Origin of the sequence: Pseudomonas putida W15Oct28, from assembly GCF_000708715.2 — a bacterium.
Lineage (GTDB): Bacteria > Pseudomonadota > Gammaproteobacteria > Pseudomonadales > Pseudomonadaceae > Aquipseudomonas > Aquipseudomonas putida_R.
In genome coordinates this window covers 38,243-50,917 of sequence record NZ_JENB01000008.1, presented here as the reverse complement: position 1 = coordinate 50,917, position 12,675 = coordinate 38,243, and the positions used below count along the sequence as shown (strand labels likewise).

General features: G+C 64.0%; 16 protein-coding genes. 9 read left to right on the top strand and 7 right to left on the bottom strand.

Features of this window, described 5'->3' with window-relative positions:
* Nucleotides 1–102: 102 nt before the first annotated feature.
* Nucleotides 103–789: an LrgB family protein gene (locus AK81_RS07225; RefSeq protein WP_043197877.1), complete on the bottom strand. Its 687-nt coding sequence runs from the start codon at nt 787–789 to the stop codon at nt 103–105.
* Complete coding sequence (locus tag AK81_RS07220; RefSeq protein WP_043197873.1) at nt 779–1,165, bottom strand: CidA/LrgA family protein; 387 nt, start codon at nt 1,163–1,165, stop codon at nt 779–781. The genes AK81_RS07225 and AK81_RS07220 overlap by 11 nt, the downstream gene beginning before the upstream one ends.
* 98 nt (nt 1,166–1,263) lie before the next feature.
* On the opposite strand from AK81_RS07220, the gene AK81_RS07215 reads away from it, so the two are divergent.
* On the top strand, nt 1,264–2,160 hold the full coding sequence (locus AK81_RS07215; RefSeq protein WP_043197871.1) for a LysR family transcriptional regulator: 897 nt from the start codon (nt 1,264–1,266) through the stop codon (nt 2,158–2,160).
* Nucleotides 2,161–2,287: 127 nt separating this feature from the next.
* On the opposite strand, the gene AK81_RS07210 is transcribed toward AK81_RS07215, so the two are convergent.
* A complete protein-coding gene (locus AK81_RS07210) occupies nt 2,288–2,743 on the bottom strand; it encodes a flavodoxin (RefSeq protein WP_043197869.1) in 456 nt (151 codons plus the stop codon).
* 116 nt (nt 2,744–2,859) lie between these two features.
* Between AK81_RS07210 and AK81_RS07205 the strand changes: the two genes are divergently transcribed.
* Nucleotides 2,860–3,288, top strand: a complete 429-nt coding sequence (locus AK81_RS07205) for a PAS domain S-box protein (protein ID WP_043197867.1) — start codon at nt 2,860–2,862, stop codon at nt 3,286–3,288.
* Between the two features lie 59 nt (nt 3,289–3,347).
* A complete protein-coding gene (locus AK81_RS07200) occupies nt 3,348–3,965 on the top strand; it encodes a PilZ domain-containing protein (RefSeq protein WP_043197865.1) in 618 nt (205 codons plus the stop codon).
* Here the strand turns inward: AK81_RS07200 and AK81_RS07195 are convergent.
* Complete coding sequence (locus tag AK81_RS07195) at nt 3,950–4,885, bottom strand: MerR family transcriptional regulator (protein ID WP_043197864.1); 936 nt, start codon at nt 4,883–4,885, stop codon at nt 3,950–3,952. The two genes, AK81_RS07200 and AK81_RS07195, sit on opposite strands and share 16 nt — an antisense overlap.
* A 218-nt stretch (nt 4,886–5,103) precedes the next feature.
* Here AK81_RS07195 and AK81_RS07190 point away from each other — a divergent pair, with 218 nt between their 5' ends.
* The 4 genes from AK81_RS07190 to AK81_RS07175 are packed head-to-tail and all read left to right on the top strand — an operon-like array spanning nt 5,104 to nt 7,075.
* Nucleotides 5,104–5,664: an antibiotic biosynthesis monooxygenase gene (locus AK81_RS07190; RefSeq protein WP_043197863.1), complete on the top strand. Its 561-nt coding sequence runs from the start codon at nt 5,104–5,106 to the stop codon at nt 5,662–5,664.
* 33 nt (nt 5,665–5,697) lie between these two features.
* A complete protein-coding gene (gene folM, locus AK81_RS07185; protein WP_050491849.1) occupies nt 5,698–6,435 on the top strand; it encodes a dihydromonapterin reductase in 738 nt (245 codons plus the stop codon).
* 9 nt (nt 6,436–6,444) lie between these two features.
* Complete coding sequence (locus AK81_RS07180; RefSeq protein WP_043197862.1) at nt 6,445–6,741, top strand: DUF1244 domain-containing protein; 297 nt, start codon at nt 6,445–6,447, stop codon at nt 6,739–6,741.
* The gene (locus AK81_RS07175) at nt 6,734–7,075 is read left to right on the top strand and encodes a HopJ type III effector protein (RefSeq protein WP_043197861.1); all 342 of its coding nucleotides are present in this window, start codon (nt 6,734–6,736) and stop codon (nt 7,073–7,075) included. Before AK81_RS07180 ends, AK81_RS07175 begins: the two co-directional genes overlap by 8 nt.
* Before the next feature lie 143 nt (nt 7,076–7,218).
* Here AK81_RS07175 and AK81_RS07170 read toward each other — a convergent pair whose 3' ends face one another.
* From AK81_RS07170 to AK81_RS07160, 3 genes are all read right to left on the bottom strand, one after another.
* Entirely contained in the window at nt 7,219–8,121 is a 903-nt protein-coding gene (locus tag AK81_RS07170; RefSeq protein WP_043197860.1) for an alpha/beta hydrolase family protein, read from the bottom strand.
* A gap of 167 nt (nt 8,122–8,288) precedes the next feature.
* Nucleotides 8,289–9,500 (bottom strand): enoyl-ACP reductase FabV, encoded by a 1,212-nt coding sequence (gene fabV / locus AK81_RS07165; RefSeq protein ID WP_043197857.1) that lies wholly within the window; start codon nt 9,498–9,500, stop codon nt 8,289–8,291.
* A 250-nt stretch (nt 9,501–9,750) separates the two neighbouring features.
* Nucleotides 9,751–10,605 (bottom strand): LysR substrate-binding domain-containing protein, encoded by an 855-nt coding sequence (locus AK81_RS07160; RefSeq protein WP_043197856.1) that lies wholly within the window; start codon nt 10,603–10,605, stop codon nt 9,751–9,753.
* Between the two features lie 135 nt (nt 10,606–10,740).
* Here AK81_RS07160 and AK81_RS07155 point away from each other — a divergent pair, with 135 nt between their 5' ends.
* Both AK81_RS07155 and aguB read left to right on the top strand, forming a co-directional pair.
* Nucleotides 10,741–11,781 (top strand): agmatine deiminase family protein, encoded by a 1,041-nt coding sequence (locus AK81_RS07155; protein ID WP_043197854.1) that lies wholly within the window; start codon nt 10,741–10,743, stop codon nt 11,779–11,781.
* Nucleotides 11,778–12,674, top strand: a complete 897-nt coding sequence (gene aguB / locus AK81_RS07150) for an N-carbamoylputrescine amidase (protein WP_043197852.1) — start codon at nt 11,778–11,780, stop codon at nt 12,672–12,674. The genes AK81_RS07155 and aguB overlap by 4 nt, the downstream gene beginning before the upstream one ends.
* Nucleotide 12,675: the final 1 nt, after the last annotated feature.

Genomic DNA, 12,675 nt, shown 5'->3' with positions numbered 1-12,675 from the left:
CATGTGCTCTCTATGTCGAGGCAGAGTCTAGCCAGCAGCCCATGAGCTGAAACTTGCGTTGCCAGCCAGCTTGATGACTGTGCGAGTCAGTGGCACGAACGGTCAGAGCAGCATGGCCAGCAACGGTGCCGCGAACAGGTTCAACAACCCGGTCAGGACCATGACCAGGCCGGCCACAGAACCTTCCTCGCGGCCCACCTCCTGTGCCCGGCTGACCCCGGCACCATGCGCCCCAACGCCAAACAGCGCACCGCGTGCCAAGGGCGTGCGCAACGGCAACCAGCGCAGCAGCACGCCGCCGAACATGGCACCGAGCACGCCGGTGAACATCACGAACACCGCCGTCAGCTCCGGCACGCCTCCCAGGTCCTGGGCCAAGGGCATGGCAAACGGCGTGGTGATTGAACGCGGCACCAGCGACAGGCTGGTCGCACTGTCCAGCGCCAGCAGGTGCGCCAGCCCCCAGGAGCTGGCAATCGAGGCACTGCTGCCGGCGACCATGCCCACCATCAGTGCTGGCCAGTGGCGCGCCAGCATCGCCCGCTGCTGCCAGATCGGCACCGCAAAGGCCACGGTCACCGGGCCGAGCACGCCCATCAACCAGTGGGTGTTGCGCGCATACTCGGCATAGGCGGTGTGCAGCGGCACCGCCACGGCCAGCAACAGCACCGGTACCAGGATTAACGGCGACAGCAGGTAGCGCCCGCTGCGCCGGTACAGCCAGCGGCTGCCCAGGTAGGCCAGCAACGTCAGGGCCAGCCAGAACAGCGGCATGGGTTCAAGGCTCATGGCGCAGGCTCCAGCGGCACACCAGTTCCACGGTGAGCGCCGTCACGACCATCACCATCAACGTGCTCACGGCGATCACCAGCAGGATGCGCCAGCCCTCTTCACGGATCAGCGAGCCGTAGTCGAGCAGGCTCATCAGCGCCGGAATGAAAAACAGCAGCATCTCGGCCATCAACCAGCCGGCGCCCAGTTGCAGCATGGCCGGCTTGAGCACACCCGAGGCAAACAGTACCAACAGCAATGCCAGGCCCATCACACCACCGGGGATTGGCCAGCCCAGCCAGGTGGCAAGCTGGCCGCCAAGCAGGAACAGGGCACAAAGAATTGCCAGCTCGACAAGCAGGCGAAGGGCCTTTTTCAATAACGCGGGTTTCATGGCAGGGGTTCCTCGACAGGCCCTCATTTTAAGATTCGGCTGCCTAGGCCAGAAGCGAATTGTTAGACTGATAGCCATTCCAGAATGGAATTCAGAGCATGGAATTCAAACAGCTGCGCAGCTTTATCGAAGTGGTCCACCGCGGTGGTTTTACCCAGGCGGCGCAGACCCTGCACATCAGCCAGTCGGCCGTGAGCAAGCAGGTGGCCCAGCTGGAGCAAGGTGTGGGCCAGCCACTGCTAGAGCGCCAGGCCTCGCAACTGCACCTGACGGCTGCCGGGCGCATTGTGCTGGAGCGTGGTGAAGCCCTGCTGCGCCAGCGCCAGGCATTGCTGAACGAGCTGGACGACCTCAGCCAGATGGAGCGTGGCGAGCTGCGCCTGGGCTTGCCGATGCTGGGCAGTGACGCCTTGTTCGCCGGCTTGTTCGCCGAGTACCGGCGGCGCCACCCGAACATCGCGATCCAGTTGCTCGAAGGCGGCAGCCGTAGCGTCGAGCAGGCGGTCAGGAGTGGCGAACTGGAACTGGGTGGCAGCCTGACGCCCAGCGACGAAGCGTTCGACTATCAGCCGTTCTGCAACGAACCGCTGGATGCCCTGCTGCCGGCTGGCCATACCTTGGCGGACCTGGGCGGGGTGGACCTGGGGCAACTGGCCGATACGCCGTTTTTGCTGTATCAGCGCAGCTTCGTGCTCAATGACCGGCTGCTGAAGGCGTGCCAGCAGCAAGGGTTTACCCCGAAGGAAGGTGGGCGCAGTGGCCAGGCGGATTTCTTGGCCGCGTTGGTGGCGGCAGGCCAGGGCGTGGTGTTGCTGCCCCGGGTGGTGGCAAAAGCGCTGGAGCGCCCCGGGGTGGTGCGGTTGCCGTTGCGCTCGCCGGGTGATTTGCGTTGGGATATTGCCTTTATCTGGCGGCGCGGGGCGTACCTGTCACGGGCGGCACAGGCGTGGTTGGCCCTACTGCGCGAATGGCCGGTGCCTGACAGCAAGGAATGAACTGGCCTTGCTGGCCTCTTCGCGGGCACGCCCGCTCCCACAGGAATATCACTGCCCTCAGGTTTGGTGATTTTCCTGTGGGAGCGGGCGTGCCCGCGAAGAGGCCGGATCAGGCTGCGGACATGGATCAGGCTTTCAATACTGCTGCCAACTCAGCCAACCACGGCTCGGCATCGGCCTCCGGGGTCACCGTCTCGCTGGCATCCAGGCGCAGCATCGGCAAAACTTCGCGCACGCCCAGCTCGGCAAACAGCTCGCGCATCTGCTCGCCACCACCACAGTAGGTGTCGCCATAGCTGGCGTCGCCCAGCGCAATCACGGCACCCGGCAGGCCACGCCAGGCCGCAGGCAGGGTGTCACGAATGGTGCTGTACAACGGCATCAGGTTGTCCGGCAATTCGCCCATGCCGGTGGTCGAGGTCACGGCCAGCAAGGCGTCTGGGGCAAAACCTTCAAGGTCCTGCAGGGTGGCACGCGCCGCATGCCAGGCCTCCAGGCCTGCAGCCTTGAGCAGCGATTCGGCATGACGGGCGACTTCTTCGGCGGTGCCATAGACCGATCCGGAAATAATGGCGACTTTCATCGGGTAGAGGATTCCGAAACTGAGTGAAAACGTAGGATACTAGCACCCAACGCTGGCAAAAGGCCGCCTCTACCAAAGTCCACGTCTTCAGCCTTTCTTGGCTCAATGGCCCGAACATGATCAACGCGCAATTGCTGCAATCGATGGTCGATGCGTCCAATGACGGGATCGTGGTCGCCGAACAGGAAGGCGACGACACCATCCTGATCTACGTGAACGCCGCTTTCGAACGCCTGACCGGCTACAGCCGCGACGAAATCCTCTACCAGGATTGCCGCTTCCTGCAGGCCGACGACCGTGACCAGCTTGGCCGTGCCCGCATCCGCAGGGCCTTGGCCGAAGGCCGTCCCTGTCGCGAAGTGCTGCGCAACTACCGCAAGGACGGCAGCGCGTTCTGGAACGAGTTGTCGATCACACCGGTAAGGCTCGACGCTGAACAGCGGACCTATTTCATCGGTATTCAGAAGGATGTCAGCCGCCAGGTCGAACTTGAGCGGGAGCTTGCCGAACTGCGCGTTTGTCCGAAACCCGACGAACGCGCCTGAACCAAGTACGCCACGCACGGTCAATTCCGTTGAAGAAATCGCCACCACCGAGTTCGATCATGCAAGCAGACGCGCTCCTGACCCAGGACGAGCTGGATTTCATCCAGAGCATGCAGCATTCGCCGCAATTGAACCTGGCCGACACCATGTCGAGCCTGCTGGTCAATGGCGACCGTCGCATCCAGAGCTTGCTGACCCGCCTGGTGGCCAACGAACAAGTGACCTTGCAGGCCCAGTTCAACAACCAGCAAATCAGCTTCCCGCTGCAACTGGTGGAAGACGAGTTCCACGCCCTGCACCTGCAACTGGGTTCACCGGAAATCTACGAAGACGGCCCCATGCTGCGCGCCTGGCGCCTGTCGATGGAAACACCCAGCCAGCTGCTCGATAGCCATGGGCAGGAAAGCGGCCTGTGGGTTCGCGACATTTCGTTCAAAGGTGTGCTGCTGGAGGTACGCGGGTTGCCAGCAGCGCCCACCCGCTTCGAGTTGCGCTTCGCCCCGGGCGACATCAGCCCGATCGAGCTGCATGGCGTGCTGGGCCGGCGCATCGGCCCGGACCTCGCGGCCTACGACCTCGGCCAGAGCCCGGCCGAAGAGATCGACCGCCTGCGCGACTACATCCTCCAGGCCCATCGCCGGGCCCACCCCGAGCTGCACACTCAGGTATCGAGCTGACCGGCCAGAAACTGCCGCAAGCGCTGGCGCATCACACTGCCCTGCGCACCCAGGCACGCTACCAGGCTGCCAGCCAGGTGGTCCTGTGCCACTTCTGCCGCTTCGCCGGCCAGTAACAACGGGCATTCCAGCACCGCAGCCATGCGCACCAAGCGTCGGGTGAGTTCCGCTGTGGGTGGGTGGTGGGAAAACAGCACCAGGGCATCCGGTTTCAGGCGTTCGCAGACCAGCGCCAGCTCCTGCAGCGGCTGCCCGCTGGCCAAGGGCGTCACGCCAATCTCGTCGCTGCCCAGGGTCAGGCCGGTCACCAGCAATTCCAGTTCGTGGCATTGCCCCGGCAACGCGGCCAGCAGCACTGTGCGATTACGCGGCATGTGGGCAAGCTGCAAACGGGCAAACACCCGGCCACGCAGGAACTGGTCAAGGAACAGCCACTCGCTGGCCTGCCCATAGCCGCCCTGCCCGGCCGCCAAGTCGTGCCAAACCGGCATGAACACCTCGGCGAACACCTGGTCCAGGGTGTTGGCGGCAAACACCTCATCGAACAGCCGATCCAGCCCAGCCATGTCAAAACGCTGCACGGCCTGACGCGCCTGGTGCTGCCAGCGCAACCAGGCGTCCGTCGCGCCGCTGGCCTGCACGGCAAGGGCATGGCCGCGAGCGAGGATGCTGCCCACCTTGCTCACCGCCACGCCGCGCTCCAGCCAGCCGAGGATACGGCGGATGTCATCGATGTCCGCTTGGGAATAAAGACGGTGGCCACTGTCGGTGCGGGTTGGCTGAATCAGCCCATAACGGCGCTCCCAGGCACGCAGGGTCACGGCGTTGACGCCCGTCAGGCGGGAAACTTCACGGATCGGAAACAGCTCCTGCTGCTCAAGACCCACTTCGATCAGCGGATTACGTCCCTGTTCGTTCATCTGCACGAGGTACCCTGAGTGCGGAAGTTGAACGCTCATTCTACTACGCCAACACCGATCGCAGGGTGCAACCGTTTGCCAGCTGACGTTTGCCGAAGATCACACATGCGCGATAATCCGCGCCCGATTCTTGCATGCACACCTGCGTTGCCCACCACCCCGGGCCACGCAGCCAAAGGGGCCAGCTACCCGCCAGCCCCGTTGCCAGGAGATACACGATGTCTACCCCACCCGTCACCTTGATGGTGTCGCGCCGCGCCGCCCATGGCCGCTACCAGGACCTGCTGGCCTGGCTGCATGAAGGCGAGCAGCTGGCCACCGACTTCCCCGGCTACCTCGGTTCGGGCATTCTCGCCCCGCCCCGCGATGGCGACGAGTTCCAGATCATCTTCCGCTTCAGCGACGAACCCACCCTGCATGCCTGGGAGCATTCCGCCTCGCGCCGGGCCTGGCTGCAACGCGGCAACGGCCTGTTCGAGCGCCCCAAAGAGGCGCGTGTCAGTGGCATCGACGACTGGTTTGGCACCAACACGGTGCAAAAACCACCGCGCTGGAAGCAGGCCGTGGCCATCTGGCTGGCGTTCTTTCCGGTCTCGCTGGCGTTCAACCTGCTGTTTGGCCACTGGCTGGCAACGCTGGACCTGCTGCCCCGGGTAATGCTCAGCACCCTGGCCCTGACGCCGCTGATGGTGTACCTGTTCATCCCCCTGTCCACCCGCCTGCTGGCCAGTTGGCTGCATGCCTCCCCGGCCACCGCTGGCGCCTTGCGCAGCCGCTGAGGCCAGGCCATACAACAGGGAAACAGTTCGGGTATGCTGGGCGGCAACCAAAGGACAGACAAGTTGACCGCCCCGAACATGAACAGCCCCATTCTCGTTACCGGAGCCAGCCAGCGTGTCGGGCTGGCCCTGGCCCTTGAACTGGCACAGGCCGGCCATACGGTGGTCAGTGCCAGCCGCAGCGTCCAACCACAGACGGCCCACCCGAACATCGTGCAGTTCCAGGCCGACCTGTGCCTGGCGGCCGACCGCCAGGCCCTGATCGACCACCTGCATACGCATTACGACGGCCTGCGCGCCATCATCCACAACGCCTCGCTGTGGCTCGATGACGGGCTCGACAACCTCGAGACCATGTTCCGCCTGCACGTCGAAGCGCCCTACCACCTCAACCTGGCCCTGGGCGACCTGCTGGCCAAGGTGGAAAAGGCCGACATTATCCACATCTGCGACGAAACCTCTTCGCGCGGCAGCAAAAGCCACATTGGCTACGCCGCCACCAAGGCTGCGCTGCAGAACATGGTGCTGTCGTTCGCTGAAAAATATGCGCCCACGGTGCATGTGAACGGTATCCTGCCAGGGCTGCTGATCCTCAAGGAAGGGGGCGACGAAGCCTACCGCCAGCAAACCCTGAAAAAGGCCCTGCTGGAGTTCGAACCCGGCGCCGGCCCGCTGATCGAGACAGTCAAATACCTGCTCGCCAGCCAGTACAGCACCGGCAGCCAGGTGGTCATCAACGGTGGCCGCCACTTGAAGAACCGCATGACCTGAGAGAAGCCCATGACCCCACAGCAACAGCTCGAACTCGAAGCCGCCGCGTTCCGGCGCCTGGTCGAACACCTGCAAAAGCGCACCGATGTACAGAACATCGACCTGATGAACCTGTCCGGTTTCTGCCGCAACTGCCTGTCCAAGTGGTACAAGGCCGCGGCTGACGAGCGCCAGCTCGACCTGAGCCTGGACGACGCCCGCGAAGCGGTGTACGGCATGCCTTACGCCGAGTGGAAAGCCCAACACCAGAAAGAAGCCAGCGCCGACCAACAGGCGGCGTTCGAAAAAGGAAAGCCTCGTGACTGATCTGAACACCCTGCGCGCCAGCCTGGCCAGCGGCCAACATGTATTTGCCGATACCTTGGCGTTCATTGCCGACAACTACAGCTACCAGCCGCAGGCCTTCAACAACGGCGGTGTGGAGAATGCAGCCGGGCAGAACGAAGGGTCGTGCAAGACCTTGGGCCTGGCGTTGCTGGAAGGGCTGAGCGATCAGGAAGCGCTGCTGGCATTTGGCGAGCACTACCGTGATGTGGTGGCCACGCCTGAAGGTAGCGACCATGGCAATATTCGTGCGCTGATCGAGCATGGTTTGACCGGTGTGAAATTTGCCGGGCAGCCGCTGTCGCGCAAGGCTTGAGATAGTTGGGGCCGCTTTGCGGCCCTTTCCGACCGGTCCGGCGCCCCGGCAAGGCCGCTCCCACAGGAGGTATGCGATCTCTTGTGGGAGCGGCCTTGCGTCGCGATGGGCTGCAAAGCAGCCCCAAAATATCGAATCCACCCTCAATCCATGAGGGTGCCAGGCGCACCTTCTTCCAGCCCTCCCTGTTGCAACCACTGCAAGGCCAGCGGCCACAGGCTTTCGCGAAACCGGTCATGGAAGAACGCGAAATGGCCAATCTCCTCGACCGAGATATCCACAGGCGCGATACGCAGGTGCCGGGCACCCTGTAGATAACTCAGCAACCGCTCGGTGGCCGCCACAGTGCCAAACGGGTCATCGGTCAAGCTGATGGCCAGCGTCGCGGCCTGCACGTGTGCAAACGGAACCCTCTCCAGCCGGCGCCCACTTGGCCGGTGCTCATAGCGTGGCGTACGGGTGGTCCAGTCATCCACCACCCCTGCCGGGGTGTCTTCCATCCAGCCCAGGCGCTTGCCGGGGAAGTAGCCCAAAGCGCGGGTAAGCAAAGGCATCACCACATGCCATTTGCCGAACAGCCGCCAGCGTTGATCAGCCGCGTAATCGCGCCAGTAGGCGAACTGTGCGCCTACCATCACTACCCTGCGTATCTGGCCGGCCGACGGTGCCAGGCCTACTGCACAACCACCGAAGCTATGCCCCACCACGTCTATTGGCTGGCCGGGGAAATGCTCGGCCGCATGCGCCAACATCGCTTCGAAATCCAGCCGGCCCCAGTCGCTCCACGATGCCTGGAAGCCGCGCAATGAAGCCGGGCGGGATTCGCCGATGCCACGGTAGTCGTAGGTCAGCACATCGCAGCCTTGGGCAAACAGGTAGTCGGCAAAGCGGGAGTAATAGCGGCAGCGTACCGAAGTGGCAGCGTTGATGATCACCAGCGGGCGCTGGGGGTCTGGCAGGGCATGGCGCCAGATGAAGCCACCGAGGCTATAGCCATCGGCTGTGGCCTGGCGAACGGGGGTGGCGGGTTGGGTGAGGCTACTCATGGCGCATTCCCTGTTGTTGTGCGCCAAAGCTATCAAAAAAATCCTGGGCTGTACCGGCCTCTTCGCGGGCTTGCCCGCTCCCACAGGTCCCCCACTGCCTTCAGGCTTGGTGAGGTCCTTGTGGGAGCGGGCGAGCCCGCGAAGAGGCCGGCACAGGCCAGCAGCGATTACAGCTCGATGCAGTCGAACTTCACATCGGTAGCCACGTCTTCGTCATAGTTGACGTCAGCGCGCTCGAAGCCGAACAGGTTGAGGAACTGTTTCTTGTAACCGGCGTAGTCGGTCAGTTCGAACAGGTTCTCGGTGGTCACTTGCGGCCACAGGGCCTTGCAGGCGTCCTGCACGTCGTCGCGCAGTTCCCAGTCGTCCAGGCGCAGGCGGCCCTTCTCGTCGACTTCGGCCGGCGCACCGTCGGCGCGATACAGACGGTCGCGGTACATGCGGTCCAGTTGGTTCTGGGTGCCTTCGTGAACGCCTTTCTCTTCCATGATCTTGAAGACCATCGACAGGTACAGCGGCATCACCGGAATGGCCGAGCTGGCCTGGGTGACCACCGACTTCAGCACGGCCACGTTGGCCCCGCCTTTCACTTCGCTGGCCAATTTCTCGTTCAGGCGCAGAGCAGTATCGTCCAGGTCCTGCTTGGCCTGGCCCAGCGCACCGTGCCAGTAGATCGGCCAGGTGATGTCGCTGCCGATGTAGCTGAAGGCCACGGTACGGGCACCTTCGGCCAGTACGTCGGCGCCAGCCAGGGCGTCGATCCACAGCTGCCAGTCCTGGCCACCCATGACGGTGACGGTGTCGGCAATTTCCTGCTCGGTGGCCGGCTCGATGCTGGCCTCGATGATGGTGTCCTTGTTGGTGTCGATGGCGGTCGACTTGTACGGCTGGCCGATCGGCTTCAGTGCCGAGCGAATGACTTCACCGGTCTGCGGCAGTTTGCGCACAGGCGAGGCCAGCGAGTAGATGACCAAGTCGACCTTGCCACCCATCTCGTTCTTGATCAGCTCGATGACCTTGGCACGGGCCTCGTCGGAGAAGGCGTCACCGTTGATCGACTTGCTGTACAGGCCTTCGGCCTTGGCAAACTTGTCGAAGGCAGCGGAGTTGTACCAGCCAGCCGTGCCGGCCTTGGTTTCGGTGCCTGGCTTTTCGAAGAACACGCCCAGGGTGTCGGCCTTGAAACCGAACGCTGCGGTGATGCGAGCTGCCAGGCCGTAGCCACTGGAAGCACCGATGACCAGCACCTTCTTCGGGCCATCCTCGCGCACGCCCAGCTTGCGGGTGGCTTCGATCTGGTCACGGACGTTGAGCTCGCAGCCCTTCGGGTGAGTCGTGGTGCAGATGAAACCGCGAACCTTAGGATGAATGATGGCCAATGTCTGTACCTCGTCAGGTTTATGCCGGGGAAGCGCCGCTTGGGGCGATTCCGATTGATCAGAGGGTGAGACTACCCCCGCGGGTTATCCGACACATATTACGGGGTGATCATGGGGATGCAAAACCGGGGATAACCTGTTCTGGCCTCTTCGCGGGCAAGCCCGCTCCCACAGGTACTGTGCAGCCCTCAAGATTTGCACAATGTCTGTGGGAGCGGGCTCGCCCGCGAAAGGGCCGGTGCAGGCTGCATCAATTGGCAAGGAGAGCACCTTTCAACCATTCCAGAAACCGCCTGGCCAGCGGGTCTTCCTGGCTATCCCTGTGCACCAGGCAAGCCCACGCCGGCCCCCGCACCCGCTGCGCCGACAACGCCTGCAAGCGCCCCTCCTCCATCGCCCGCCGCGCCAGCAACTGGCTGACCAGCGCCACCCCCAGCCCCTCGCTCGCCGCATCCAGCAACAGCCCAGGGTCGGAAAAATTCAGCCCCTTGCCCTGCTGCCCGACATCTTCGCCACCTTCCAGCTGCCAATGGCTCCAGTCCATTTCCCGTTCGCCGTGCAAGGTCGTGCGCGTAGCCGAAGACACCAGTGCAGGGTGGCAGGCCGGGTACAGCTGATCCTGATGCAATACGCTGAAGCTGCACTCGGCCTGGGCGCTGAGGTCATCGCGGATGGCCAGGTCGATGGTCTCGGTGGCCATGTCCGGCACCTCGAAGCTGGTGAACAACCACAAGTCCACTTCCGGGCAACGCTGGTGAAAGTCGGCCAGCCGCGGCAGCAGCCAGTGCCTGGCGAACGCCGGGCTGGTGTTGACCACCAGCTGGTTGGGTTTGCGGTACTGGTCAAGCCGGCGAATGCCCACGGCCAGGTGCTGCAGCAGCGATTGCGTGGTGCTGAGCAGGTCATGCCCGGCGTCGGTCAGGCTCACGCTGCGCCCGCTTCGGTGGAACAGCGGCTGCTCCAGGTAGGTTTCCAGGCTGCGGATCTGCTGGCTGATGGCCGACTGCGTCAGGTTCAGCGCCTCGGCAGCCTTGTGGAAACTGCCCAGCCGCGCCGCAGCTTCGAAGCCGCGTAGGGCATTCAGGGGTGGCCAGTGTTTAAGCATGATTGATAAGCCCTGCTGATCAGATGTGCGCTAAATCTATCGTTTGTCGCCGGCCAGGCCTAGCCATAGCATGAACACCAACACCCGCGACGGCGGGCTTCGTTGATAAAAATCCTTAATAGATCGGAGTTCACTATGCACCTGTCCCTCGACAGCGGCTGGCGCATGCCCGCCGAATGGGCACGCCACGCGGCAACCTGGATGGTCTGGCCACACAATCAGGCCCTGTGGGAAAGCGGCTGGAACGTGCGCCTGGCCGACGTACAGCAGGACTACGCCCGGGTCGCAGCGGCCATCGCCCGTTTCGAGCCGGTGAAGATGGTGGTCGACCCGTCTGCCGTGGCCAGCGCCCGCGCCCTCTGCGGTGCCAACATCGAGCTGATCGAACTGGCCGTGGACGACAGCTGGTGCCGTGACAGCGGCCCGAGCTTCGTCTGCCACCCGCAGCATGGCCTGGCCGGCCTGAGCTGGCGCTTCAATGCCTGGGGCGACAAGTCGCCACACAGCCTGGACCGCAGCCTGGGCCGGCGCATCCTCGACCAGCTGGGCCTCGACGGTTTCAGCACTTCACTGTGCAACGAAGGCGGTGCGATTCATGTCGATGGTGAAGGCACGCTGATCACTACCGAATCGGTGCTGCTCAACCCTAACCGCAACCCTGGCGTGAGCAAGGCTGAGTTCGAGGCCTGCTTTGCCCGCCACCTGGGCATCCGCAAGACCATCTGGCTGCCGGGTGACCCGCAATACGTCACCGGCGACATGACCGACGGCCACGTCGACGGCGTGTGCGCCTTCGCCCGCCCCGGCGTGCTGCTGGTCGATGCCACCCACGACCAGCACTCGGTGTACGCCGACGTGGTGCGCGAAAACCGCCGCGCACTGGAACTGGCCACCGACGCCCACGGCCGCCACTTCGAACTGCTCGACCTGTACGAGGCCAGCGCCGCCGTCGATCAGGACGCCGAGGTGTTCTGCGCGTCCTACACCAACTTCTACATCGCCAACGGCGCGATCATCATGCCCGCCTATGGCATCGCTGCCGACCAGGAAGCCGCTGCGCAACTGGCCCACGCCTTCCCGGGCCGGCAGGTCGTGCCCGTGCGCATCGACCACATCGCCCACGGCGGTGGCGGCATCCACTGCATCACCCAGCAGCAGCCGGAGGTACAGCCATGAGCCTGCTACGGGTTGCCACCACCCAGATGCCGTGCAGCTGGAACCTGCCCGACAACCTCGACCGCGCCGAACAGCTGGTGCGCCAGGCCGCTGCCAAAGGCGCCCAGGTGATCCTGCTGCAGGAGCTGTTCGCGACCCCGTACTTCTGCATCGAACAGGACCACCAGCACCAGGCCCTCGCCCAGCCCTACCCTGACAGCCCGATCCTGCAGCGCTTCGCCGCACTGGCCGGCGAGCTGGGCGTGGTGCTGCCGCTGAGCTGGTACGAGCGCGCCGGCAATGCCTTCTTCAACTCGCTGACCGTGGCCGATGCCGATGGCCGCCTGCTCGGCGTGTACCGCAAGACCCACATCCCCAACGCCATCGGCTACCAGGAGAAGGAGTATTTCAGCCCTGGCGACACCGGCTTCAAGGTCTGGGATACCGCCTTTGGCCGCCTGGGCATCGGTATCTGCTGGGATCAGTGGTTCCCCGAAACCGCTCGCTGCCTGGCACTGATGGGCGCCGAAGTGCTGTTGTTCCCCACCGCCATCGGCTCCGAGCCTGGCTGCGCCGAACTGGACTCACGCGACCATTGGCAGGTGGCCATGCGCGGCCACGCCGCCGCCAACCTGTTGCCGGTGGTGGCGGCCAATCGCGTTGGCGATGAAGTCGCCGCCAGCGACGCTTCGTTGAGCATGCGTTTCTATGGTTCGTCGTTCATCTGCGACCACAAGGGCGCCATGCTCGCCGAGGCCGACCGTGACAACAGCGGCATCTGGCTGCACGACCTGGACCTGGCACGCATGCGCGATGACCGCCTGAGCTGGGGCATCTACCGTGATCGTCGCCCGGAAATGTACGCCGCACTGCTGACCCTGGACGGCAAGCATCCACATACCCCGAGGGCCTGAG

Coding starts and splice junctions, on each gene's coding strand:
- AK81_RS07225 (WP_043197877.1), bottom strand. CDS start 789: ATGAGCCTTGAACCCATGCCGCTGTTCTGGCTGGCCCTGACGTTGCTG.
- AK81_RS07220 (WP_043197873.1), bottom strand. CDS start 1,165: ATGAAACCCGCGTTATTGAAAAAGGCCCTTCGCCTGCTTGTCGAGCTG.
- AK81_RS07215 (WP_043197871.1), top strand. CDS start 1,264: ATGGAATTCAAACAGCTGCGCAGCTTTATCGAAGTGGTCCACCGCGGT.
- AK81_RS07210 (WP_043197869.1), bottom strand. CDS start 2,743: ATGAAAGTCGCCATTATTTCCGGATCGGTCTATGGCACCGCCGAAGAA.
- AK81_RS07205 (WP_043197867.1), top strand. CDS start 2,860: ATGATCAACGCGCAATTGCTGCAATCGATGGTCGATGCGTCCAATGAC.
- AK81_RS07200 (WP_043197865.1), top strand. CDS start 3,348: ATGCAAGCAGACGCGCTCCTGACCCAGGACGAGCTGGATTTCATCCAG.
- AK81_RS07195 (WP_043197864.1), bottom strand. CDS start 4,885: ATGAACGAACAGGGACGTAATCCGCTGATCGAAGTGGGTCTTGAGCAG.
- AK81_RS07190 (WP_043197863.1), top strand. CDS start 5,104: ATGTCTACCCCACCCGTCACCTTGATGGTGTCGCGCCGCGCCGCCCAT.
- folM (WP_050491849.1), top strand. CDS start 5,698: ATGCTGGGCGGCAACCAAAGGACAGACAAGTTGACCGCCCCGAACATG.
- AK81_RS07180 (WP_043197862.1), top strand. CDS start 6,445: ATGACCCCACAGCAACAGCTCGAACTCGAAGCCGCCGCGTTCCGGCGC.
- AK81_RS07170 (WP_043197860.1), bottom strand. CDS start 8,121: ATGAGTAGCCTCACCCAACCCGCCACCCCCGTTCGCCAGGCCACAGCC.
- AK81_RS07160 (WP_043197856.1), bottom strand. CDS start 10,605: ATGCTTAAACACTGGCCACCCCTGAATGCCCTACGCGGCTTCGAAGCT.
- AK81_RS07155 (WP_043197854.1), top strand. CDS start 10,741: ATGCACCTGTCCCTCGACAGCGGCTGGCGCATGCCCGCCGAATGGGCA.
- aguB (WP_043197852.1), top strand. CDS start 11,778: ATGAGCCTGCTACGGGTTGCCACCACCCAGATGCCGTGCAGCTGGAAC.